Source organism: Streptomyces sp. KR80, assembly GCF_052245555.1.
Taxonomy (GTDB): domain Bacteria; phylum Actinomycetota; class Actinomycetes; order Streptomycetales; family Streptomycetaceae; genus Streptomyces.
In genome coordinates this window covers 34251-57450 of record NZ_JBQQCD010000029.1, presented here as the reverse complement: position 1 = coordinate 57450, position 23200 = coordinate 34251, and the positions used below count along the sequence as shown (strand labels likewise).

Annotated in this window: 18 protein-coding genes and 1 pseudogene; 10 read left to right on the top strand and 9 right to left on the bottom strand. The window is 71.1% G+C overall.

The window, feature by feature from the left end; genetic code table 11:
• A pseudogene (locus ACTWQI_RS27820) lies at positions 1–727 on the top strand (glycosyl transferase); the annotation flags it as partial.
• A 41-nt stretch (positions 728–768) separates the two neighbouring features.
• Positions 769–2667 (top strand): galactose oxidase-like domain-containing protein, encoded by a 1899-nt coding sequence (locus ACTWQI_RS27815; RefSeq protein WP_443274560.1) that lies wholly within the window; start codon positions 769–771, stop codon positions 2665–2667.
• 28 nt (positions 2668–2695) lie between these two features.
• Here ACTWQI_RS27815 and ACTWQI_RS27810 read toward each other — a convergent pair whose 3' ends face one another.
• The gene (locus tag ACTWQI_RS27810) at positions 2696–3775 is read right to left on the bottom strand and encodes a glycoside hydrolase family 6 protein (RefSeq protein ID WP_443274549.1); all 1080 of its coding nucleotides are present in this window, start codon (positions 3773–3775) and stop codon (positions 2696–2698) included.
• Between the two features lie 161 nt (positions 3776–3936).
• Here ACTWQI_RS27810 and ACTWQI_RS27805 point away from each other — a divergent pair, with 161 nt between their 5' ends.
• A complete protein-coding gene (locus tag ACTWQI_RS27805; protein ID WP_443274547.1) occupies positions 3937–6309 on the top strand; it encodes a phosphoketolase family protein in 2373 nt (790 codons plus the stop codon).
• 25 nt (positions 6310–6334) lie between these two features.
• Here the strand turns inward: ACTWQI_RS27805 and ACTWQI_RS27800 are convergent, their stop codons facing one another.
• From ACTWQI_RS27800 to ACTWQI_RS27785, 4 genes are all read right to left on the bottom strand, one after another.
• Positions 6335–8161, bottom strand: coding sequence for an AMP-dependent synthetase/ligase (locus ACTWQI_RS27800; RefSeq protein WP_443274545.1), 1827 nt, complete (start codon positions 8159–8161; stop codon positions 6335–6337).
• Positions 8162–8354: 193 nt separating this feature from the next.
• The gene (locus tag ACTWQI_RS27795) at positions 8355–9890 is read right to left on the bottom strand and encodes an APC family permease (RefSeq protein WP_443274543.1); all 1536 of its coding nucleotides are present in this window, start codon (positions 9888–9890) and stop codon (positions 8355–8357) included.
• Positions 9891–9954: 64 nt separating this feature from the next.
• Entirely contained in the window at positions 9955–10902 is a 948-nt protein-coding gene (locus ACTWQI_RS27790; protein WP_443274542.1) for a hypothetical protein, read from the bottom strand.
• Positions 10903–11151: 249 nt separating this feature from the next.
• Complete coding sequence (locus ACTWQI_RS27785; protein ID WP_443274540.1) at positions 11152–12807, bottom strand: FAD-binding dehydrogenase; 1656 nt, start codon at positions 12805–12807, stop codon at positions 11152–11154.
• 467 nt (positions 12808–13274) lie between these two features.
• On the opposite strand from ACTWQI_RS27785, the gene ACTWQI_RS27780 reads away from it, so the two are divergent.
• From ACTWQI_RS27780 to ACTWQI_RS27760, 5 genes are all read left to right on the top strand, one after another.
• Positions 13275–14012 carry a hypothetical protein gene (locus ACTWQI_RS27780; protein WP_443274538.1) on the top strand — a complete coding sequence of 246 codons (738 nt, stop codon included), beginning with the start codon at positions 13275–13277 and terminating at the stop codon, positions 14010–14012.
• 98 nt (positions 14013–14110) lie between these two features.
• Positions 14111–14635 (top strand): NUDIX hydrolase, encoded by a 525-nt coding sequence (locus tag ACTWQI_RS27775; RefSeq protein ID WP_443274537.1) that lies wholly within the window; start codon positions 14111–14113, stop codon positions 14633–14635.
• An 11-nt stretch (positions 14636–14646) separates the two neighbouring features.
• Entirely contained in the window at positions 14647–15072 is a 426-nt protein-coding gene (locus ACTWQI_RS27770) for a YidH family protein (RefSeq protein ID WP_443274535.1), read from the top strand.
• Entirely contained in the window at positions 15072–15386 is a 315-nt protein-coding gene (locus ACTWQI_RS27765) for a DUF202 domain-containing protein (protein WP_443274533.1), read from the top strand. Before ACTWQI_RS27770 ends, ACTWQI_RS27765 begins: the two co-directional genes overlap by 1 nt.
• A 40-nt stretch (positions 15387–15426) precedes the next feature.
• Positions 15427–15984 (top strand): gluconokinase, encoded by a 558-nt coding sequence (locus ACTWQI_RS27760; RefSeq protein WP_443274531.1) that lies wholly within the window; start codon positions 15427–15429, stop codon positions 15982–15984.
• 39 nt (positions 15985–16023) lie between these two features.
• On the opposite strand, the gene ACTWQI_RS27755 is transcribed toward ACTWQI_RS27760, so the two are convergent.
• A complete protein-coding gene (locus ACTWQI_RS27755) occupies positions 16024–17313 on the bottom strand; it encodes a glucarate dehydratase family protein (RefSeq protein ID WP_443274530.1) in 1290 nt (429 codons plus the stop codon).
• Positions 17314–17601: 288 nt separating this feature from the next.
• Here ACTWQI_RS27755 and ACTWQI_RS27750 point away from each other — a divergent pair, with 288 nt between their 5' ends.
• Together ACTWQI_RS27750 and ACTWQI_RS27745 are read left to right on the top strand one after the other, a co-directional pair.
• On the top strand, positions 17602–18585 hold the full coding sequence (locus ACTWQI_RS27750; RefSeq protein ID WP_443274558.1) for a phosphotransferase family protein: 984 nt from the start codon (positions 17602–17604) through the stop codon (positions 18583–18585).
• Between the two features lie 6 nt (positions 18586–18591).
• Entirely contained in the window at positions 18592–19806 is a 1215-nt protein-coding gene (locus tag ACTWQI_RS27745; RefSeq protein WP_443274528.1) for an acyl-CoA dehydrogenase, read from the top strand.
• 301 nt (positions 19807–20107) lie between these two features.
• Here ACTWQI_RS27745 and ACTWQI_RS27740 read toward each other — a convergent pair whose 3' ends face one another.
• Genes ACTWQI_RS27740 through ACTWQI_RS27730 form a run of 3 tightly spaced genes read right to left on the bottom strand, consistent with a single transcriptional unit; the run spans position 20108 to position 23192 of the window.
• Positions 20108–20719 carry a TetR/AcrR family transcriptional regulator gene (locus ACTWQI_RS27740; RefSeq protein ID WP_443274526.1) on the bottom strand — a complete coding sequence of 204 codons (612 nt, stop codon included), beginning with the start codon at positions 20717–20719 and terminating at the stop codon, positions 20108–20110.
• 44 nt (positions 20720–20763) lie between these two features.
• The gene (locus tag ACTWQI_RS27735) at positions 20764–22428 is read right to left on the bottom strand and encodes an AMP-binding protein (protein ID WP_443274524.1); all 1665 of its coding nucleotides are present in this window, start codon (positions 22426–22428) and stop codon (positions 20764–20766) included.
• Complete coding sequence (locus tag ACTWQI_RS27730; protein WP_443274556.1) at positions 22425–23192, bottom strand: SDR family oxidoreductase; 768 nt, start codon at positions 23190–23192, stop codon at positions 22425–22427. The genes ACTWQI_RS27735 and ACTWQI_RS27730 overlap by 4 nt, the downstream gene beginning before the upstream one ends.
• Positions 23193–23200: the final 8 nt, after the last annotated feature.

The following is a 23200-nucleotide window of genomic DNA, read 5'->3' as shown; positions in this document are numbered from 1 at the left end:
CGCCTGGACCGACTTCTTCACCCAACAACTCCGCTGGTCCCGCGGCACCTACGAAACCATCCTCAAACAGTTCTGGAAGGCACCCTTCACCCTGCCACCCGGAAAACTCTTCAACTACACCCTGATGTTCCTCTTCTACCCGATGACCGCCCTCAACTGGCTGCTTGCCGCGGTGAGTTGCACCCTTTTCCTGGTGCTCGGCGCCTCCGGCGTCCAGATCTCCTCCGAGGTCTGGCTGATGCTTTACAGCGATGCCGCCGCGCTGCAGATCGGGCTGTACGTCTGGAACCGGCGGCACAACGTCTCCCCGCACGAACCCGAAGGCTCCGGCGGCCTTGCCGGCATGGTGATGTCCGCGCTGTCGGCCCCCCTCTACGCCCGCTCCCTCATGGACGCGGTGCTGCGCCGCAAGAGCACCTTCGTGGTGACCCCGAAGGGCGATTCCGCCAGCCCGGACCGCCTCGCCACCTTCCGCATCCATCTGCTGTGGGCCGTGGTCTTCGGCGGTGGTCTGGCCGCCTCCTTCGCCCAGGGTCACACCCATGTGGCGATGCGTACCTGGGCCGGGCTCGCCCTCGTGCTGTCCCTCGCGCCGCCGATCATCTGGTCTGTTGGTGCCCTGCGGCAGCGCCGGCCGCGGACAGCCGCGCCCGTCGTACCGGCGGCCAGAACCGAGAGCCGCCTACTCGCCACCGCTCTGGACAAGGAATCGCTGTGCACCTGGTGATCAGCCCCCGCGTCCGTACCACCGCCGTCGGGGCGGTCGCGATGGTCGTCCTGGCCGGGCTCAACGCCCCTGCGGCCATCAGTTACGCCCAGCGGACCTACCGCGCGTACAGCATCGAACGCCCCGGTTACAAGGCGCGCTTCGGACACTGGAGTCTGCTCGACGTGCCCGAGAAGTTCCGGGTCAACGCCATCCACGCCGCGCTGCTGCACACCGGCAAGGTCCTGCTGATCGCCGGCTCCGGCAATGTGGAACGGCAATTCGCAGCGAAGACCTTCAAGACGGTGCTGTGGGATCCGGTGAAGAACTCCTTCAAGCTCATCCCCACTCCCGACGATCTCTTCTGTGCCGGCCACGCCCAGCTTCCCGGCGGCCGACTCCTGGTGGCGGGCGGCACGGCGCGCTACGAGATCCTTCAGGACAAGGTCGAGCGGGCCGCCGGGCCGATGCTGGTGAGGAACGAGGACCCGGACGTCCGGCGCAGCATTCCCCGGGGGACCGTCTTCCGCGCCCCCGACGGGACGGCGTACCGCTCCGTGCGAGCCTTCACTCTCCCGCCGGCGATGAAGCACACCGTCCCGGAACGGAAGGCGAAGGGGAGGAAGAAGACCGAGGTCGTCGTGACCGCGAGCGAGGCGCGGACCTTCGTGCAGGCGGTGCAGAAGGGCCCCGGCCAGGTCCGCGACCGGCCCGCTCAGTACCGGATCGAGGGCCTGCGGGGCCCGGACGCGCGCAATGTGTACGGCCTGGCCCAGGCCATGACCATGGACAAGCAGGACTACCAGGGCCTTGACGTGGCCTACGAGTTCGACCCGCTCAGCGAGCGCTATGTGCCGGTCGACCCGATGGCGGAGAGCCGTTGGTACCCCACGCTCGTCACGCTCGAGGACGGCCGGGTGCTGGCCGTGTCCGGTCTGGACGACGTGGGCCGGATCATCGAAGGAAAGAACGAGATCTTCGATCCGCGCACCAGGACGTGGTCCAAGGGGCCGGACCGCTACTTCCCCACCTATCCCGCACTGTTCCTCACCAGGGGCGGCAAGCTCTTCTACTCCGGCTCCAACGCCGGGTACGGCCCCGCCGACAAGGGCCGCGTGCCCGGTCTGTGGGACGTCCACCGCAATACCTTCGCGCCCGTCCCCGGCCTCGAGGACCCCGACCTGCTGGAGACCTCGGCATCCGTGCTGCTCCCACCCGCCCAGGACCAGAAGGTGATGGTGCTCGGCGGCGGGGGCGTCGGCGAATCGGCGAGGTCGACGCCGCGCACCGCCGTTGCGGACCTCAAGACCCGAGCGGCGCGGCCCCGCTTCCGGGGCGGCCCGGACCTGCCGCAGGGCACCCGCTATCTGTCGAGCGTGATCCTGCCCGACGACACCGTCTTCACCACCGGGGGGTCCGTCGACTACCGGGGGAAGAACGACAGCGACATCCGCAAGGCGCAGTTCTACTCCCCCAAGCGCAACACCTTCCGTCCGGCCGCCGACCCCGCCGTGGCGCGCAACTACCACTCGTCGGCGCTGCTGCTGCCCGATGGACGGGTCGCCACCTTCGGCTCGGACCCGCTCTACGCCGACCGGGACAACACCAGGACCGGCACATTCGAGCAACGGGTGGAGATCTACACCCCGCCGTACCTGTACCGGACATCCCGCCCGGCCCTCGAGGACGGTCCCACCGAGCTGCGCCGCGGCTCCACCGCCACCTTCGGCGTGTGGTCCGCCGGGCGGATCGCCACCGCGCGGCTGATCCGGCCCAGCGCGGTCACCCATACGACGGATGTGGAGCAGCGATCGGTGGCGCTCCCCGTCGACCAGCACGGACGGAAGCTCCGGCTGTCGGTGCCGAAAGACCCGACGCTGGTGCCGCGCGGCTGGTACATGCTGTTCGTCTCCGATCGCCGCGGCACCCCGTCCGTGGCGAAGTGGGTGCACGTGCCATGACGCTGTGGCCCGGGGCGCCGGGCCCGGCTCAGGCCTCGGCCTTCCCGACCAGGTCCAGTGCGTACTCGGGCCACCACTCCCCCGCCCGCGGCCCTCCGTTGCACAAGCCGTCGGACTCGCCGGGGCGCTTGATCCACAGATACGCGTCGACCTTCTCCCGGCCGGTGCGGATCGTCGGCGGCTCGCCGAGCTTCCGGCCGGGCGGATTGCACCAGCGCTCCGCGCCCGGCTCATCGGTCGCGGGGCCGTTTCCGCTGCGGCTGGTGTCGATCACGAACGGCTTGCCCCCGAGGGCACGGGAGAGCCGTCGCCCGTAGTGCTCGACGACGCGGGTCGGCTGGAAGTTGGCCACGTTGAGGGCGAAGCCGTCGGCGTGGGCGATGCCGCTGTGCCGCAGCGGCCGCACCAGGCGGCGGATGTCCCTGATCCAGGCGGGGTGTCCGGCGTCCAGGTACACCCTCGTGCCGGGCAGCGCGGCGAGGGTGGCGGCGGCCTCGTTCAGCAGGGCGAAGCGCTCGTCGCGCAGGTCGTCGGGCACACAGCCGTCGACCGCGTGGGCCACCGCATCGGGCTCCAGTACCACGATCGCCCTGCGGTCGCCGATTCCGGCCGCCATACGGCGGATCCACTCGCGGTACGCGGCCGCATCCACCGCTCCTCCGGCGGAGTGATGTCCGCAGTCGCGGTGCGGAATGTGATACGCCACGAGAACGGGCATACGGCCGGCGCGGGCCGCGGATCTCGTGATGCTCCGGGTGCGCTCCTCCGGGTCGTCACCGATCCATTCGGCCACCGGCCGGTCCGCGATCTGCCGCAGGAGTTCCGCTTCGGCCGTGCGCCCCTCGGCCACCCATTCCCGCACCTGCCGGGCCGCCGGAGTCTGTGGATCGACCCAGAGCTCCCGGTCGATGGGCACGGGTTCGGCTGCTCCATTCGTGAGATCGGGCTCCGGGGTCCCGGTCGCCCGGGCCGTACGCGCGTCCTGCGTCCTCTCCGTCGCCTTCTGCGCCATCGTCAGGCAGCCGCTCAGCATCAGGCCCAGAACGGCGGATGCGGCGACCAGGACCGTTTGCCGTGACACCACGCCCCGGCTGCCGTCCTCGTCCATAAGAGCCCCTCCTGCCCTCCCGTGAGATCAGGTCCTGGGGCCGACTCTCCCGCCACCCCCCGAATAGCAGAACTCCCCGCGCCGATTCCGCGATTCCGTGCACATGATTGGCCGAGCCCCGAGTGATCTCATCGGGTGGCCATGTGGTGGAGGAGGCCTCGATGACCACCGCCCGGCCTGTCCCGACCGACGACGAGCTGGCGGCGCTGGACGCGCACTGGCGGGCCGCGAACTATCTGTCGGCGGGACAGATCTATCTCCTGGACAATCCGCTACTGCGCGAGCCCCTGACCGCCGCGCACATCAAGCCCCGGCTGCTGGGTCACTGGGGCACCGTCCCGGGGCTCAACCTCGTGTACACCCATCTGAATCGGGTGATCGGGGCGCGGGGCCGGGACGCCATCTGCATCTGGGGCCCGGGCCACGGCGGTCCCGCGGTCGTGGCGAACTCCTGGCTCGAGGGCAGCTACTCGGAGGTCTATCCGGACGTTCCCCGGAACGCTACCGGCATGGCCCGGCTGTTCCGCCAGTTCTCCTTCCCGGGCGGCGTCCCCAGCCACGCCGCCCCTGAGACACCCGGCTCGATCCACGAGGGGGGAGAGCTCGGCTACTCGCTCGCCCACGCCTACGGCGCCGCCCTGGACAACCCCGGCCTGCTCGTGGCCTGTGTGATCGGCGACGGTGAGGCCGAGACCGGACCACTCGCCGGTTCCTGGCACGCGAACAAGTTCCTCGACCCGGTCCACGACGGCGCGGTCCTGCCGATCCTGCACCTCAACGGCTACAAGATCGCCAACCCGGCGGTGCTCGCCCGCCTCCCGGAAGGGGAGCTGGACCGGCTGCTGCGCGGCTACGGTCACGAGCCGATCCACGTGGCCGGAGACGATCCGCTCCAGGTGCACCGGGCCATGGCGAGCGCAATGGACCGGGCCCTGGACCATATCGCCCTCGCCCAGCGCGCCGCCCGCGAACAGGGCGTCTCCGACCGGCCGCACTGGCCCGTGATCGTGCTCCGTACGCCCAAGGGCTGGACCGGGCCCGCCGAAGTGGACGGGCTGGCCGTCGAGGGCACCTGGCGCTCGCACCAGATTCCCCTGACCGCAGTGCGCGAGAACCCCGAGCACCTGCGGCTGCTGGAGCAGTGGCTGCGCTCGTACCGCCCGGAGGAACTCTTCGACGCGGACGGACGCCCCCGTCCGCAGGTCCTGGCCTGCGTACCGGAGGGAGACGCCCGGCTCGGCGCCAGCCCGCACGCCAACGGAGGGCTGCTGTTGCGCGACCTCCCGACGCCCCGTCTCGAGGAGTTCGCGGTGTCGGTCGCACGGCCGGGCGCCGCCCTCCACGAGCCCACCCGGGTGCTGGGCGGCTATCTGGCCAGGATCATGGCCGACACCGCCGAGCGCCGCGACTTCCGGGTCGTCGGCCCGGACGAGACCGACTCGAACCGGCTGGACGCGCTGTACCAGGCCACCGGCAGGGCCTGGCAGGGCGCCCTGGTCGACGGGGACGAACATCTGGCCCGCGACGGCCGGGTGATGGAGGTCCTCTCGGAGCATCTGTGCCAGGGCTGGCTGGAGGGCTATCTCCTCACCGGCCGACACGGCTTCTTCGCCAGCTACGAAGCCTTCGTGCATATCGTCGGCTCGATGGCGGGCCAGCACGCCAAGTGGCTGGAGAGCTCCCGCCCGCTCGCCTGGCGCCGCCCCATCGCCTCCCTCAACTACCTCCTCACCTCGCATGTCTGGCGGCAGGACCACAACGGCTTCTCGCACCAGGATCCGGGCTTCGTCGACCAAGTGCTCAACAAGAGTCCCGAGGTCGTCCGGGTCTATCTGCCCCCGGACGCCAACACCCTCCTCTGCGTGGCCGAGCATGTGCTGCACACCCGGGACCGGATCAACGTCGTCGTGGCGGGCAAGCAGCCCTGCTTCGACTGGCTCGGGCTGGACGAGGCGCGGGCGCACTGCGCCCGCGGCGCCGGGGCGTGGACGTGGGCGGGCCGGGAACACACCGGCCGGAGACCCGATGTGGTGCTGGCGGCGGCCGGGGACGTGCCCACGCAGGAGGTGCTGGCCGCCGCGGAACTGCTCCGGCGGCACCTGCCCGACCTCGGGGTCCGGGTGGTGAATGTCGTCGACATGACCAAGCTGATGCCGCGCGAGCAGCATCCGCACGGCATGTCGGACGCGGAGTACGACGCGCTGTTCACCCGTGACCGGCCGGTCGTCTTCGCCTACCACGGCTATCCCTGGCTGGTGCACCGCCTCGCCTACCGCCGGGCGGGCCACGCCCATCTGCATGTGCGCGGCTATCGCGAGGCCGGCACCACGACCACGCCGTTCGACATGGTGGTCCGCAACGATCTGGACCGCTACCGGCTCGTCATGGACGTCGTCGACCGCGTCCCGGGCCTCGGGATGCGGGCCATCACCGTACGCCAGACGATGGCCGATGCCCGCACCCGTCACCACGCGTGGATCCGCGAGCACGGCACCGACCTCCCGGAGGTCGCCGACTGGACCTGGTCGGGCTGAGGGGACCGCTATGCGCTCGCTGGGGTCAGGGGGCGTACATCCCGGCGATCTCGGCGCTGTACGCCTTGACGACGGCACTGCGCCGGAGCTTCAGTGAGGGCGTCATCAAGCCGTCCGCCGCGCTGAACTCGGCGGGCAGAATCCGGAACGCACGGATGGACTCGGCGCGTGACACCGCGCTGTTGGCCGAGCCCACCGCCCGCCCGATCTCCTCGCGCAGCTCCGGGTCGGACGTCATCGCACGGAAGTCGAGCTCCTGCTTCTGGTGCAGCCGCTGCCAGTGCCCGAGCGCCTCGGGGTCCAGGGTGATCAGGGCCGAGATGAACGGTCGGTTGTCGCCCACGACCAGGCACTGGGAGACCAGCGGATGCGCCCGCAGCCGTTCCTCCAGCACGGCCGGGGCGACGCTCTTGCCGCCGCTGGTGACGATGGTGTCCTTCTTCCGGCCGGTGATGGTCAGATAGCCCTCGCTGTCGAGCGATCCGACGTCCCCGGTGGCGAGCCAGCCACCCCGCAGCGCCGCCTCCGTACCGACCCGGTCGTCCAGATAGCCGGCGAAGACCACATCGCCCCGGACCAGAATCTCGCCGTCCCAGGCGATCCGGATGGAGCAGCCCGGCAGCGGTCGGCCGACGGTGCCGTACTTGATGCGCCCCAGGGGCTGCGCCGTCACGCCTCCGGAGGACTCCGTGAGCCCGTAGCCGTCATGGATCTTGATCCCGATGCCCCAGAACAGGAGGCCCAGTTCCCGGCCGAGCGTGGAGCCGCCGGAGAGGGCGAACCGGGCGCGGCCGCCGAGCACCGCCCTCATCCGCTCGTACACCGGGCGCTCGTACAGTGCATGCTGAACGCGGAGCGACGGGCTCGGTCCCGGGCCCGTTCCCAGGGCGCGCTGCTCCATGGCCTCGGCGTAGCGCACCGCCACCTCGACCGCCTTGTCGAACACCTCGAGCCGGCCGGTCTCCTCGGCGGTGCGGCGCGCGCGGTCACAGATCTTCTGGAAGATGTACGGCACGCCGTAGATGAACGTGGGCCGAAAGGACGCGAGGGCGGGCAACAGCGCATTGGTGCTCAGGTCGGACTGATGACCCAGCAGGATCCCGCCGCGCAGACAGCCGACCTGCATCATCAGGCCGTAAATGTGGGAGAGCGGGAGGAAGGCGAGCACGGAAGGCTGCTCGCCCGGTTCGGCCAGCAGCGAGTGCCACCCCGCGAGCAGCGTGTCGCATTCGAACGCGAGATTGGCGTGGGTGATGACGCAGCCCTTGGGCCGACCCGTGGTGCCCGAGGTGTACGTGATGGCGGCGGCCGAGTGCGGTTTCACCGAGCGGCGCCGGTTGTGCACCACGGCCTCGGTGACTCCTCTGCCCTGCTCGGAGAGTTCCGCCACGCAGCCCGCGTCCAGCTGCCAGATGCGGCGCAGCGGCAGGCCGTCGCAGACCGAGCCGACGGTCATCGCCTGGTCCTCCTGCTCGACGACGATGGCAGACGCGCGCGAGTCGTAGAGGATCCAGTGCACCTGCTCGGAGGAGGACGTCGGGTAGACGGGGATCAGTTGGGCGCCGATGGACCACGCCGCATAGCTGAAGAGCGTCCACTCGTAGCGGGAGCGGGACATCAGCGCGACCCGGTCGCCGAATCCGACGCCGTCGGCGATGAGCCCCTTCGCCAGGGCCAGCACCTCGTCGCGGAAGCGGGCGGCGGTCACCGTGGTCCACTCCAGGGACGTCGCCGAGCTGCGCCGGGAGAGCTGTGGCAGGTAGGGGGTGCGCTCGGCGACGTCGTACACGGAGTCGGCGAGGCCCCCGGCGCTCGGGGGCGATACGAGGGGAGGAAGACCGAATTCGCGCACAGCGTCTCCTTGCCCGAGCGCGTGGTGCTGCCGGTGCGGACACCGACCGAGGGGTGGGGAGGGCAAGATACCGGCTGGTTGGTCTCCTGCATAGAGGCTTGCCGCAACTTGCCGTGATATCAGCGGAGTTCGGCCGACGAGTGCTCCCGGAGCGCCGGGCGAGCGCGGCCTTCGGTCACGGTACGGGGGACCGTCAGTTCGGTGCCGTCGTACCCGCGGTGGAGGCGGCCTTGTCCAGTTGGAAGGCTTCGTTGCTCAGCCCGATCCGGCTGTGCAGTCCGGGCTTGACGGAGCGCAGCACCAACCCGTAGCCGACGCCGATCACGATGGCGGCGCCGATGATGCCGGGCAGGATCCATCTCAGGGACGAGCTCGGCCCGGTGCCCACCAGCACATAGAAGTCCTTGACCGCGTACACCGCGATCACGGCCAGCGCGACGCCCGACACGGCGGAGGCAAAGATGCGCCAGGCCTGGGAGCGTACCGCGCCGCGGCGGACGAAGAAGGCGGCGACGGCGACGGAGGTGGTCACCAGAAGGACGATGACGCCCAGCGCGCCGACATTGCCCGACCAGGCGAACAAGCGGAGCACGGGGACGGTGGGATCGCCGATCGGGTTGTCGTCGCTGACCGCGAACGCGATGACGACGATCAGGGACACCGCGGACTGCAGCAGTGAGCCGAGCGCGGGCGCGCCGCTCGTCCGGCTGGTGCCGCCGAAGGCGGCGGGCAGCAGGCCCTCGCGCCCCATGGCGAAGGCGTAGCGGGCGACGACGTGATGGAAGCTGAGCATGCAGGCGAACATGCCCGTCACGAAGAAGAGGTGGAGGACGTCCGCGAAGCCGGTGCCGAGCCGGGACTCGGTGAGCGCGAACAGCAGCCCCGGACCCTGCTTCTGCGCGGTCAGGACGACCTCGGACGGTCCGGTGGCGACGCTGATCGCCCAGGAGCTCACGGTGAAGAAGACCGTGGCGAAACCGACCACGACCAAGGTCACTCGGGCGACGACGACATGGGGACGGCTGGCTTCCTCGGCGTACACGGCGGGCTGCTCGAAGCCGACGAAGCTGGCAATGCAGAAGCACAGGGCGGTGCCGAGCCCGGCGCCGGTCAGCGTCGCGGGGTCGAAGGCGTGCAGGGACAGGCCTTCGGCGGCGGGGTCGATGACGGCGGCGACGTCGAACACGACGACCATGAAGCACTCGACCAGCAGCAGTACACCGAGCACCTTGACGTTGAGGTCGATCTTCAGCCAGCCGAGGACGCCGACGAGGGCGACTCCGGCGAGGGCGGGTACCCACCACTCGATGGTGATCTGCAGATGGGCGTTAAGCAGGACGGTCAGCTCATGGCCGAAGATGCCGTAGACGCCGACCTGCATCGCGCTGTACGAGACAAGGGCGAGGACGGCAGCGCCCGCGCCGGCCGTGCCGCCGAGGCCGCGAGCGATATAGGCGTAGAACGCCCCGGCGTTGTGGACGTGCCGGCTCATCTCCGCGTAGCCGACGCTGAACAGGGCGAGCACCACTCCGAGGAGCACGAACAGCAGCGGCTGTCCGACGATCCCCATCACCGCGAACGCGGTCGGCATGACGCCCGCCACCACCATGAGCGGGGCGCTGGCGGCGAGCACCGCGAGCAGCAGCCCCGCCGTCCCGATCCGGTCGGCGCGCAGCGCTCTGTCCTGGCCTTTGAACGTGCGGATCCCGGTGCTGTGGCCCGTCAGCATGGCAGAGGTCCTTCCCGTGGAGGCGGCGGGGACTTCGGTGGTGCCGGGTGTTACGTGTTACGTGTTACGAGGAGCCGAGTGCGGCGCGGCGCGCAGCGCGGAACGCCTTCCTCGGATCGCGGTCCGGATAGGACCACGGGACGGTGCAGGCGTACGGTCCGATCCGGTTGAACAGGGCGGCAGCCTCGGCCATCCGCCCCTCGTACACCGTGGCGTGAGCCAGGAAGTTGAGATCGACCAGATGCCGGGGATGGTTCTCGCCCTCCCATTCCAGCCACCAGTCGAAGGCGGCCTTCATGGCCTGCCGGGCGCGGCGGGTGATCCAGTGCCCCGACCGGGCCGGGTCGTCCGGCTCGATCCCGGCCCGGGCGAGCACCCGGTAGCGCTCGGTGTGCGCGACGACCGGAAGGACGGCGAGCGGGGAGTCGGCGGGAGCCTGATCGGCGGCCCAGGCGGCGAAGTCGTACACCTCGTGGAACGGGTCGTCACGGTCTCCCTGCTGACGCTCCGCCAGGCAGGCCGTCATCAGATGGTGGGCGTGATGGTGCTCGCGGTGGCGGCCGCGCACCTGGTCGAAGACCTGCAGCCGTTCGTCGTCGGTGCCGCTGCGGCGCACCAGGATCAGCAGGCCGAGCCAGGGCGTGGGGTCGGCCGGGGCCATCCGCGCCGCGGCCCGGCACGCCTCGCGGGCCGCATCCGCGCCGACCTTGCCACGCAGCGCGCGGAACACGGTGGCGCAGGCGAACAGCGCGGCGGCGTCGGCGCTGTCGGGTTCGGCCAGCTTCCACTCCTGGGCCCAGGTGGCGCTGGTGGAGCCTTCGGCGAGAACGATGAGCCGGTGCCCGCGACGGTCCCAGTCCTCGCCGGTCATGGCGAGCAGCGTCCGGGCCTCGGTCCACCGGCCCTGGGCGAGGGCGTCACGGGCGCGCGCGAGGGCCGGGTCGTCGAGAGCCGGATCGAAGGTCACACCGTCCCGGCGCCAGGACCGGCCCAGGGGCGGAGGGGGCGTCATCGTCAGTCTCCTCCACGACGCACGCCACTTTCTGCCCCAACTGGGGCGTTTTTGAGCAGATATGACGGCGTGTGAGGTGAGGGTGGTCACGCCTCACCGGCGGCCAATGATCACGCACAGCAAATCGTCTGTCACTGGGCCGCGTCAAGGCCGGAAGAGGATCCTTCCACTCCTCCAACTCCCCGCTATGTCCGGCATGGTGGACAGATCCGAAGTAATGGCGGCTTCGACGGAGGCGTAAAGGGTACGCTACCCGACCGCCTCGGCGGCCGCCCTGCCCGCCGTACGTCCGGAGAACAGACAGCCGCCGAGGAAGGTGCCTTCCAGAGAGCGGTAGCCGTGCATCCCGCCGCCGCCGAAACCGGCCACCTCGCCCGCGGCGTAGACGCCGGGCAACGGCTCTCCGCCGTCGCCGAGCACCCGCGAGGACAGGTCGGTCTCCAGCCCGCCGAGGGTCTTGCGGGTGAGGATGTTCAGGCGTACGGCGATCAGCGGGCCGGCCTTCGGGTCGAGGATGCGGTGCGGGGCGGCAGTACGAATGAGCTTGTCACCGAGGTAACTTCGGGCCGAGCGCACGGCCATCACCTGGAGGTCCTTGGTGAAGGGGTTGGCGATCTCGCGGTCCCGTGCGGTGATTTCGCGGCGCAGCTCCGCTTCGTCGATCAGCGATTCCTTGGTGAGTGCGTTCATGCCCTGGACGAGCGCACCGAGGTCCTTCTCGACGACGAAGTCGACGCCGTGGTCCATGAATGCCTTGACCGGGCCGGGTACGTCGGTCCGCGCCCGGCCGATCACCTCGCGCACGCTGCGGCCCGTCAGGTCGGGGTTCTGCTCGGAGCCCGACAGCGCGAACTCCTTGCCGATGATCCGCTGGTCCAGCACGAACCAGGTGTAGTCGTACCCCGTCTTCATGATGTGGGCGAGCGTGCCGAGGGTGTCGAAGCCCGGGAACAGCGGCACCGGCAGCCGCCGGCCGCGCGCGTCCAGCCACAGCGAGGAGGGCCCGGGGAGGATGCGGATGCCGTGCCGGGCCCAGATCGGGTTCCAGTTCTCGATTCCCTCGGTGTAGTGCCACATCCGGTCCCGGTTGATCAACCGGGCGCCGGCCGCCTCGGAGATGCCGAGCATCTCGCCGTCGACGTGCGCCGGGACGCCGGAGAGCATCCGCTCCGGCGGACTGCCCAACCGTTCGGGCCAGTTGCGGCGTACGAGGTCGTGGTTGCCGCCGATGCCACCGGAGGTGACGATCACCGCCTGCGCCCGCAGCTCGAAGGAGCCGGAGACCTCCCGGCTGCTGGCGGTGCCGCGCCCGGCGTCACTCGGCTCCAGGACCTCACCGCTGACGGTGTCCACCGTGCCCGCAGTACGGGAGAGACCGGTGACCCGGTGACGGAAACGCAGGTCGACCAGGCCGCGGTCGGCGGCCGCTCGCACCCGCCGCTCGAAGGGCTCGACGAGGCCCGGGCCGGTGCCCCAGGTGATGTGGAACCGGGGGACCGAGTTGCCGTGCCCGGTGGCGTCGTAGCCGCCGCGCTCCGCCCAGCCGACGACCGGGAAGATCCGTACGCCCAGGGCGCGCAGCCAGGCCCGCTTCTCCCCCGCCGCGAAGTCGACATAGGCCTCTGCCCAGCGTCGGGGCCAGTGGTCCTCGGGGCGGTCGAAGCCCGCCGTACCCAGCCAGTCCTGCCAGGCGAGGTCATGGCTGTCGCGGATGCGCATCCGGCGTTGCTCGGGCGAGTCGACGAAGAAGAGGCCGCCGAAGGACCAGTGCGCCTGGCCGCCGAGGGAGGCTTCGGGCTCCTGGTCGAGCAGGATGACGCGGCGTCCGGCATCGGCGAGCTCGGCCGTGGCCGCCAGGCCGGCGAGCCCCGCACCGATCACGATCACATCAGCGTCGTACGCCATGGTTTTCCATCCTTCGGAGCGCGAACTGCGCGGGGTTACCGTGCGTACGATCTTCGGGACCGCGGGGCGCCGCGTCAATATCGACCGTCAACATCGACGACGAGACATCCCCGAATCGTGTCACGCCGGGCGCGGTGGTGCGTCTGCCGGGAGAGCGAATCCGACCGGCGGTCGCGGGTGGCGGTTCCCGCCGCGCAGCTCGCCGGAAAGCGTCCCACCTGGAGGGTTCGACTCGCCGGACCGCCTCCGGCACCTCGGCATCACCTTGCCCCCAACTTCCCTTCGCCGACTGCCACTTCGTTTCTGCACTCATTGGACAGGGCCGGGCGGGAGGTGAAAGATCCGGGCCCATGTCTCACGGTGCATCCACGTCCCACGGTGCATCCGGATCTCACGGCGCGTCCGGGTACGAAGGACCGGCTTCCCCGTCCGGGGGTGAAGGACCGGCCTTCCCGTCCCTGCGCCCGATGAGCCCCACCCGGGTCATCCCCGCGCCGCGACCGGTCGAGCACGGCCTGGCCACCGGCGGGCCGCAGGTCATCAAGGGGACGGTCCTGGAGCCCCATCCCGCACCATGGGCGCCATACCGCAGACGTACGGCGGGGGCGATCGTGCTGATCGCGGTCGGCACGGCCGCGGCCCTCGCCATGCTGCTGCCCAGTCAGCCGCCGGGGGCCGGAGGAGCCGCACGCGATGCGGTCGCGAGCCCGGACGCGACTCCCGCACCGGGTGCGGACGTGACGCCCGTACCAGGTAAGGACGTCACGCCTGTACCGGGCGCGGAGACACCCGTCCCGGGCGCGGACCGGCCGGCGGCAGCCTCAGCTCCACCGGGGAGCGGGGCCGGCCCGGGCGGTCTGCCCGACGGGGGGCGCACGTCCGCGCCGCCCCGGGAGCGTACGAAGCATGCGGCGGAGCCCTCCGCCCCCGCGCCCGGTCTCCGTACCGCACCCGCCCGCTCACGCCCGTCCCCCAGAGGTCCGGTCGCCCACCGGCCCACGGCCCGCACCCAAGGGCGGACGAACTCGCGCCACCACGGGTGGCACCACCGGCACGGGCAGCACGACGGCGGCCGGCACGCTGAGGACCGCGAGGACGGCGACCGCCGCTCTGGCCAGGACGGGGACCACGGGCGCGGCGACCAGCACGGTGAAGGGCACCCGCGCGAGCACGGGAAGCGGAGCGCGGACCGGCACGAGGGCTGAAGGCGCTTGGCTGAGCCGAGGCCGCGGGCCACGGCGCCTGAGGCACCCCCAGCGTGAGCTGGGCGACCGAGGCGCGCCGCACGTGCTTGGATGGCGGCATGGCCGAAGTGACACCGAGCTCAGCGGAAGAACTGCTGGACATCGTGGACGAGCAGGACCAGGTGATCGGCCGGGCCCGCCGTGGCGAGGCGATGGCACGCAGGCTCCGGCACCGCTGCGTCTTCGTCCGCGCCCGGGACGCAGACGGCCGGACCTTCGTCCACCGCCGGACCCCGCAGAAACTCGTCTTCCCGTCGCTGTACGACATGTTCGTCGGCGGAGTGGTCGGCGCCGGCGAGTCATACGAGCAGGCCGCGCTGCGCGAGGCGGAGGAGGAACTCGGCGTGTCGGGACTCCCCCAGCCCGTACCGCTGTTCAGGTTCCTGTACGAGACCCCCGAGCACACCTGGTGGTCGTCCGTCTTCGAGGCCCGCTGCACGCTGCCGGTCAGCCCGCAACCGGAGGAGGTCGCCTGGCACGCCTTCCTCACAGAGGAGGAGCTGGAGCACAGGCTCCCGCAGTGGGAGTGGGTGCCGGACGGCCTGGAGGCGTACCGCAGACTCCAGCAGTGGCACGGCCGGTAGGGGTGCGCGGCGTGCCCCTTTCCGCGAAGGCGGTATCCGACCGACTGAGCTCGGCGGCCGCCGGGGTCCGGCTGTGGTGGTCTCCTGCGCGGATTCGCGATGAGGGCGAGACGCCCGACTACCGATTCTCCCTGGCGAACGAACGCACCTTCCTGGCCTGGCTGCGCACTGCGCTGGCGCTGGTAGGCGGCGGTTTCGCGGTCGCCCAGTTCCTGCCGGACCTGCACCGCGGGCTGCGTGTCTCGCTCGCCCTGCTGCTGCTGGCGATCGGTGCCCTGTGCGCGCTGCGGGCCGTCAACCACTGGGTGCGCTGCGAGCGGGCGATGCGGCGCGGCGAGGACCTGCCGGTCTCACACTTCCCTTCCGTCCTGGCGCTGGCGATCGGCGTGATGGCGGTGGTGATGGTGGTCGCCGTGGCCGCGGGCTGGGCCGACTGATGAGACCCGGGGTACGAGATGCCGGGCTGCAGCCGGAGCGGACCCGGCTGGCGTGGCGGCGTACGACCCTGACGTACGCGGTGGCCGCACTGCTGGCGGGGCGTCAGGCACTGCATGGCGGGACGCCGTCACCGCTCGCGGCCGTGGCGGTGGCCCTCGGCGCGCTCACCCTGGCGGTCCTCCTCGCCGTGGCGCACCGCCGCATCCGCTCCCTGGACGTGCCACGGCCGCCCGCACTGGCTCCACGGACGGCCGTGGCCGCGGTGGGCTGCACGATCGCGCTGGGTCTGCTGGGCGTCGCGGTCGTGGTGTGATGGTCCCGCGCAACGAGACCGGGGAGGCACGGGAGGCAGCATGATCAGGACGGGTCGGCAGCCGGCGGACGCGGCGCCGCCCCTGGTCGTCGTCATGGGCGTATCGGGCTCGGGCAAGACGACGATCGGCGAGCTGCTCGCCGACCGGCTCGGACTCCCGTACGCGGAGGCCGACGGATTCCACCCCGCCGAGAACATCGCCAAGATGTCAGCCGGCAGACCGCTCGACGACGCGGACCGCCGCCCGTGGCTGGACGCCATCGCCGTCTGGCTCACCCAGCGGTCCGGGAAGGGCGGGGTGGTCAGCTGCTCCGCGCTCAAGCGCAGCTACCGGGACCGGCTGGCGCAGGCCGTGCCCGAGGTGTTCTTCCTGCACCTCACGGGCTCGTACGAGTTGATCGAGCATCGACTCGCCCGGCGCACGGGCCACTTCATGCCGACGGGCCTGCTGCACTCGCAGTTCGCGGACCTGGAGCCGCTGGATGCGGACGAGCGGGGAGCGACGGTCCCGGTCGACGGCGGTCCGGAGGAGATCGTCGACCGGGCGCTCGCCCGGATCGCTGACGACACGCCCGACTTCCCCGACATCCCGCACTGAGCCTCGGCCTTGATGGGGTGCGCATCGTGCGGGGGCACGTCACCAGCGCGGCACGGCGGGCGTCGTCCAGCCCGGATCGGCCTTGCGCATGGCGGCCGCGTCGTCGCGCTCGCGCATCGTCCCGTCGTCGTCGAGCCAGCGCTTGTGGAGCACGGCGAGCGCGGCGCGGTCCAGTTCGACACCCAGGCCCGGGGCGTCCGACACCTCGAGCCGGCCGTCGCGGAAGGCATGCCGCTCGGTGATGACGTCCTCGCGCTGCCAGGGGTAGTGGGTGTCGCAGGCGTAGTCGAGCACCGGTACGGTCGCGGCGACGTGCGTCATGGCGGCGAGGCTGATGCCCAGGTGCGTGTTGGAGTGCATGGAGAGCCCGACGCCGAAGGCGCGGCAGATCGCGGCGAGTTCGCGGGTACGTATCAGCCCGCCCCAGTAGTGGTGGTCGCAGAGCACGACCTGGACCGCACCGCGGGTGAAGGCCTCCCGGACCTCGGGCACCGTGGTCACGCACATATTGGTGGCGAGCGGAAGTCCTGCGCGGGCGGCGACCTCGGCCATCCGGTCCGTACCGCTGGTGGGGTCCTCCAGGTACTCGAGGATGTCCCGCAGTTCGTCGGCCACGCGCAGCGACGTCCCGACGGACCAGGCGCCATTGGGGTCCAGGCGCAGCGGGTGCCCCGGCAGTGTCCGGGCGAGGGCACGCACCGCGGCGATCTCCTCGTCGGGCGGAAACACCCCGCCTTTGAGCTTGAAGGAGCGGAAGCCGTAGGTGTCGGCGAACCGGCGGGCCTGCGCGACGACTCCAGCCGGGTCGAGCGCCGCTCCCCAGTCGTCGCGCTCCCCGCCCTCGGGGTGCTCGGCCCAGCGGTAGAAGAGGTACCCGCTGTACTCGACGTGGTCACGCACCTTGCCGCCGAGCAGTCGGTGCACGGGCAGGCCCAGCGCCTTTCCCAGCGCGTCCAGGCAGGCGACCTCGAACCCGGAGACGACGGACAGCCGCAGCTTGTCGGTGGTCTGCACGCCGCGCAGCCCGCCCGCGTCCACGGTCGTCTCCACCGGGGCCGAGTCGCCGCAGACCTCGTCGGCCAGTGCCACGAGCGCGTTCACATCGCTGACCGAGCGCCCGGGCAGGGCCTCGGCCAGCGGCCGGGCGAGTTCGAGGTACTTCCCGTCGCCGTAGGTCTCTCCCACTCCCGTCGCGCCGCCTCGTGTGATGACCTCCACGATGAGCCTGGGCGTATACGGCTGGTGTACGCCCTGGACGTTGAGCAGGGGTGGATCGGCCATGAGGACCGGGGTGAGCCGGACGTCGTCGATGATGAGCTCCGTATGCATACATGAACCCTATTCATGCACTCGTTCAACACGCCAGATGGCAGCATCGGACCACTGGACGCCATACCGACTGGTCGGCATGATGGTGCCTACTGACCGACCGATCGTCCCGCGGAGGAGAAGGCCCGGATGAGCAACGACCACCGACCCGCTGGGGTCCCCCCTGCAGGAGGCCCCGGGACTTCGGCATCGGTGGAGGTGCCCCCAGCAGCAGTCCCCCCGGCGGCAGCTGAGGCAGCTGGGGAAGCGCCTGCAGAGGGAGCGCCGCCAGGACTCGACCTCGGGCGGCTGCGCGACCACCTGGACCGCGAGCGACCGGGCCTGGTGCGCGGACCGCTGCGCGCCGAGCTGATCCAGGGCGGCCGGTCGAACCTGACCTACGCGGTCACCGACGGTGCCTCCCGCTGGGTCGTCCGTCGGCCCCCCTTGGGCCATGTCCTCGCCACCGCCCATGACATGACCCGCGAGTACCGGGTGATCAGCGCCTTGCACCGGACCGCCGTGCCGGTCCCGGCACCGGTGCTGCTCTGCCCGGACGAGTCCGTCATCGGTTCGCCCTGCTACGTGATGGAGTTCGTCGACGGGACGCCCTACCGGACCGCCGAGCAGCTCGCGACGCTCGGCCCGGAGCGCACCCGCGGCGTGCTGCTCGGCCTGGTCGACACCCTCGTCGACCTGCACGCCGTGCACCCGGCGGAGGCGGGGCTTGCCGACTTCGGGCGGCCCGACGGCTTCCTGGAGCGCCAGCTGCGCCGCTGGGGCAAGCAGCTGGACGCCTCCCGCAACCGCGAGCTCGCCGGCATCGATGAGCTGCACGCGACGCTCGGCAAGGCCCTGCCGCGGTCCACCGCAGCGACCGTCGTCCACGGTGATTACCGCCTCGACAACGTGCTCGTCGACGCCGACGATCGCATCACGGCGATCCTCGACTGGGAGATGTCCACGCTCGGCGATCCGCTCGCCGACCTCGGACTGCTGGCGATGTACAGCAGGCCGCTCGACCTGTCCGACTCGCCGGTCAGCACCACCGCAGGCGCCCCGGGCCACCCGGAGCCCGCCGAGCTGATCGAGCGATACGCCACCGGCTCCGGCCGCGACGTCTCGGACATCGCCTGGTACACCGCCTTCGCCTGGTTCAAGCTCGCCGTGATTCTCGAGGGCATCCACTACCGCTACACGCTCGGCCGGACCGTCGGCCCGGGCTTCGATCGCATGGGCGATCTCGTCCCCGTCTTCATCGACAACGGCCTCACCACCCTTCAGGAAGGCTGAGCACTCATGGACTTCGCATTCGACGCGCGTACCGAGGAGCTGCGCGGCAAGCTGCTCGCCTTCATGGACGAGCATGTGTACCCCGCGGAGAAGGTGGTCGACGAGCAGCGCGCCCGGCTCAGCTCCCCGTGGCTCACCCCGCCGATCGTGGAGGAACTGAAGGCACAGGCCCGCAAGCAGGGCCTGTGGAACCTCTTCCTCCCCGACGAGGAGTATGGCGCCGGGCTGACCAACCTGCAGTACGCCCCGCTCGCCGAGATCACCGGGCGCAGCCCGCAGTTGGCCCCCACCGCGCTCAACTGCGCCGCCCCGGACACGGGAAACATGGAGGTGCTCGCCCAGTTCGCGAACGAGCAGCAGCGCAGGCAATGGCTCGAGCCGCTGCTCGCCGGAGAGATCCGGTCCGCCTTCGCCATGACGGAGCCGGAGGTCGCGTCCTCGGATGCCACCAACATCGAGACCCGGATCGAGCGGGACGGCGACGACTACGTCATCAACGGCCGGAAGTGGTACATCTCCGGGGCGATGAGCCCCGACTGCAAGATCTTCATCGTGATGGGCAAGACCGACCCGGACGGGGAGGACATCCGCCGCCAGCAGTCGATGATCCTGGTGCCGCGCGACACTCCGGGCGTAGAGGTCCGCCGTGCGATGCAGGTCTACGGCTACGAGGACCACTACCACGGCGGCCACGCCGAGATCGTCTTCGACAGCGTCCGCGTCCCTGCAACGAACCTGATCGGCGAGGAGGGCAGCGGCTTCGCCATCGCCCAGGCCCGCCTCGGTCCTGGCCGCATCCACCACTGCATGCGGCTGATCGGCATGGCCGAGCGGGCCATCGAGCTGATGTGCCGCCGGGCGGTGTCCCGTACGGCCTTCGGCAAGCAGCTCGCGCGGCAGGGCCAGGTCCAGGAGTGGATCGCGGACGCGCGGGTGGCGGTGGAACAGCTGCGGCTGCTGGTCCTCAAGACGGCCTGGCTGATGGACACGGTCGGGAACAAGGGGGCGCACACCGAGATCCAGGCCATCAAGATCGCGACGCCCCGCACGGTCGTGGACATCCTGGACCGGGCTGTGCAGCTGCACGGCGCGGGTGGTGTGAGCCAGGACTTCCCGCTCGCCGAGCTGTGGGCGGGCGCGCGTACGCTGCGGATCGCGGACGGACCGGACGAGGTCCACCAGCGCTCACTCGCGCGGCGCGAACTCAAGCGCTACGAGTAGCCCTCCGGGCGGGGGCGCCGACGTCCCACCGCCACCCCGGCGGTGGGGGGCTCTCCCCCGGCTGCGCCAGGGTCCCCCACCCACCGCCAGCTGAGCCCGCTCGGCACCGCCGAACCACAACATTGGGGTTCCCGCCGCCGCGGCGGCAAAAACCCCGCTACGGCGCCTGGAATCCCCACACCCCCTGGTCGCACGCCGCCGCAGCGGCGCCTCATCCCGCCGCGACGGCGAGAAGCCCGACGTTGTGGTTCGGCGGTGCCAAACCGGCCGCACCCGGGTCCCTAGTGCCGGCCTCCCCCAGCTACCGCTGGGAGGTGCCCCCAGGCCGCAGCGCTCGGAGGAGAAGGTCGGCGAGGTGGTCGGCGACCTGCTGGGGCGACAGTGGCCCCTCGGGGCGGTACCAGCTGGCAAGGTGGTGGACGGACCCGAAGTGGTAGTCCACCACCAGGTCGGCCGGGGTCGAGGTGCTGAACACCCCCGCCTTCTGCCCTTCCTCGATCAGCGCGCGGAACCGCTCGTGATAGCGCCGCCGCTCCGCCCGCACCTGCTTGTTCTTCTCCGGGCTGAGCTGGTGCATCGAGCGGAAGAAGATCGTCGCGTCGTCAAGGTGCTCGATGGTGGTGACCACGACATCGGCCGCGGCACCGCGTAGCCGCTCCTCCACCGGTGCGTCGGCGCCCGCGAAGGCGTCCAACCGCTCCTGCTGCTGTCTCAGCACGCGTCCGTAGATCTCGTGCAGCAGATCGTCCTTCGAACCGAAGTAGTGGTAGAGCGCGCCCTTGGTCACACCGGCCGCCTCGACGATGTCCTGGACGGACGTCCTGTCGTATCCGCGCTCGGCGAAGAGACGGGTGGCTGCAGCCAGCAGCCGCTGCGGCACGGGTGTCCCATCGCCCTCCATTGCCTTGGCCATCGCCGCCACCTGCCCCTCTTTCTCCCTCTGCGATCCTGCCCGGGTCATGTGCGGGAGCGCAGCTCCCGTCGGAGGATCTTCCCACTCGTCGTCTTCGGCAACTCCGGCAGGACCTCCACCTCGCGCGGATATTTGTAGGCTGCGAGGCGTTCCCTGCAGTACGTGACCAGCTCCTGCGACTCGGCGGGTACCCCGGGGCGCAGACTGACGTACGCCTTGACGGACTCGCCGCGGTAGGTGTCGGGCACGCCCACCACAGCAGCCTCGCGTACGGCCGGGTGAGTGTAGAGCACGTCCTCGACCTCACGCGGCCACACCTTGAAGCCGGAGGCGTTGATCATGTCCTTCAGGCGGTCGACGACGTACAGCCAGCCGTTCTCGTCCATGAAGCCGATGTCGCCGGTACGCAGCTCGCCGTCCGGGATCGCGGCGGCGCTGTCCTCGGGCCGTCCCCAGTAACCGGGCACGACCATCGGGCCGCGCACCGCGATCTCGCCGTGTTCGCCGAAGGGCACGTCCCCGCCCTGCTCGTCCACGATGCGTACGACCGTGTCGGGGCCGGGCACACCGACGGACAGGGTGCCCGAGATCGGGTCGACCGGCGCCTCCTTCTCCGGCGGGACGCTGGCGCAGGGCGCGGTGCACTCGGTGAGCCCGTAGCCGTTGCGGATGTACGCCCCGAAGCCGGCCCGGAACTTCTCCACCAGGGCGGGCGGCACCGGCGCGCCGCCGGAGGAGAGCATCCGGAAGGAGCTGAAGTGGTCGGGCGTGGCTGCGGGGTGGGCCGCCAGGGCCATGTACGCCGTGGACGGGCCGACGGTGTAAACGGGCCGGTACTCGAGGAAGGCGTCGAGGACGACGCCCGGCTCGAAGCGGTAGGCGAGCGCGAGGGTGCCGGCGTTCGCCAGGGAGGCCGCGAGCTCGCAGACCATGCCGGTGATGTGGAAGAGCGGCGCGAGAGCGAAGATCGTGCTGCCTTCGGGGAGACCGAGGCCGGTGCGCTGGCGCTCGGCGTTGTAGGCGATGTTGCCCTGGGTGTTCATGGCCCCCTTGGGGGTGCCGCTAGTGCCCGAGGTGTAGCTGATCAGCGCGATGTCGTCGCTGGTGAGCTCCCGGCCGCCGGGCACCGCTGCGCCCCCGCGCGCGACGGCCAGCAGGTCCTCGGCACCAGCCGGCACCGGCATGCGCTCCCCGCGCAGCACCCGCACGTCGTCGCGCGTCTGAAGGTCGGCCTCGCCGGTGGTCAGGGAGATACCCACCCGAGAATCGGCCGCGGTGGCCCGCAGATACGCCTCCCAGGCGTGATCGGCGCAGACCAGTGCGGAGACGCGGGCATCGGCGAGAACGTGCGCGACCTCCCGGTCCTTGTACATCGGATTGACGGGCACGACGATGCCGCCGGCCTTCCAGGCCCCCAGCAGCGCGAGGACGAACTGCGGAACGTTCTGCAGGATGATGGCGATCCGGTCGTCACGCGCGAAACCGCGCTCGGCGAGATGACCCGCTATGCCGTCGGACAGCTCGTCGACCTCGCGATAGCTCAGCCGCCCGTCGAAGTAGGCGAGCGCGGTGTGGTCGGGCGCGCGGCGCACGGCGTCCCGGAAGGCGTGCAGCACGGTCTCCGGCGGATCGGCGGGAGCCCGCTGGACGTCGGTGAGCTGGGCGAGCCAGGGCTTGGACGCATAGCTGGACGGGCTCAACGGGCTCATTCGGCCTCCCCCTCCCACTTCTGCTGAAGGTGGTTCATGTTGGTCAGCCAGCGCTCGGTGTCGGTGGCGCGCGCGGTGTAGAAGTCCGCGACCTCGGGGTGCGGAAGGACCAGGAACCGTTCCTCGGCCATCGCGGCGAAGAGGGCGTCCGCGACCTGCTCGGGCTCGATGGCGGTCGGTGCCAGGACCAATTCCCCCGCGCTGCCGGCCGCCCGCAGCATGTCCGTACGGACACCCTGGGGGCAGATGGCGTGCACCTGGATGCCGCGGTGCCGGTAGGTGAGCGAGAGCCACTCGGCGAAGGCGAGGGCGCCGTGCTTGGTGACGCTGTACGGGGCCGCGCCGATCATCGTGAGCAGCCCCGCCGCGGAGACGGTCGACACGAACCGGCCACTGCCCCGCTTCAGCCACTCCGGCAGCAGCTCGCGGGCCGCCCGGACGTGCGCCATCACATTGACGTCCCAGGCGGCGGCCCACACGTCCTCCGGGGAGCGGGGCCCGCCGGCCGAGGCGAGCCCGGCGTTGGCGCAGTAGACGTCCACCCGGCCGCCCAGCGCGTCGCGGGCTTCGGACACGATGGCGGAGGCGTCCCCGGGCACGGCCGTGCCCCCGACCTCCTCGGCGACGGCCTTGGCCTTCTCGGCGTCCACGTCGTTGACCACCACCCGGGCGCCTTCGGCGGCAAACCTGCGGGCGAGGGCGGCCCCGATGCCGCCGCCCGCTCCGGTGACGACGACTCCGGCGTCCTGGACGGTCTTCACGATCGCGCTCC

Excerpts from the sequence above, each read along its gene's own strand:
- ACTWQI_RS27815 (WP_443274560.1), top strand. The coding sequence starts at position 769 with ATGGTCGTCCTGGCCGGGCTCAACGCCCCTGCGGCCATCAGTTACGCC.
- ACTWQI_RS27810 (WP_443274549.1), bottom strand. The coding sequence starts at position 3,775 with ATGGACGAGGACGGCAGCCGGGGCGTGGTGTCACGGCAAACGGTCCTG.
- ACTWQI_RS27805 (WP_443274547.1), top strand. The coding sequence starts at position 3,937 with ATGACCACCGCCCGGCCTGTCCCGACCGACGACGAGCTGGCGGCGCTG.
- ACTWQI_RS27795 (WP_443274543.1), bottom strand. The coding sequence starts at position 9,890 with ATGCTGACGGGCCACAGCACCGGGATCCGCACGTTCAAAGGCCAGGAC.
- ACTWQI_RS27790 (WP_443274542.1), bottom strand. The coding sequence starts at position 10,902 with ATGACGCCCCCTCCGCCCCTGGGCCGGTCCTGGCGCCGGGACGGTGTG.
- ACTWQI_RS27785 (WP_443274540.1), bottom strand. The coding sequence starts at position 12,807 with ATGGCGTACGACGCTGATGTGATCGTGATCGGTGCGGGGCTCGCCGGC.
- ACTWQI_RS27780 (WP_443274538.1), top strand. The coding sequence starts at position 13,275 with ATGAGCCCCACCCGGGTCATCCCCGCGCCGCGACCGGTCGAGCACGGC.
- ACTWQI_RS27775 (WP_443274537.1), top strand. The coding sequence starts at position 14,111 with ATGGCCGAAGTGACACCGAGCTCAGCGGAAGAACTGCTGGACATCGTG.
- ACTWQI_RS27765 (WP_443274533.1), top strand. The coding sequence starts at position 15,072 with ATGAGACCCGGGGTACGAGATGCCGGGCTGCAGCCGGAGCGGACCCGG.
- ACTWQI_RS27760 (WP_443274531.1), top strand. The coding sequence starts at position 15,427 with ATGATCAGGACGGGTCGGCAGCCGGCGGACGCGGCGCCGCCCCTGGTC.
- ACTWQI_RS27755 (WP_443274530.1), bottom strand. The coding sequence starts at position 17,313 with ATGCATACGGAGCTCATCATCGACGACGTCCGGCTCACCCCGGTCCTC.
- ACTWQI_RS27745 (WP_443274528.1), top strand. The coding sequence starts at position 18,592 with ATGGACTTCGCATTCGACGCGCGTACCGAGGAGCTGCGCGGCAAGCTG.
- ACTWQI_RS27740 (WP_443274526.1), bottom strand. The coding sequence starts at position 20,719 with ATGGCCAAGGCAATGGAGGGCGATGGGACACCCGTGCCGCAGCGGCTG.
- ACTWQI_RS27735 (WP_443274524.1), bottom strand. The coding sequence starts at position 22,428 with ATGAGCCCGTTGAGCCCGTCCAGCTATGCGTCCAAGCCCTGGCTCGCC.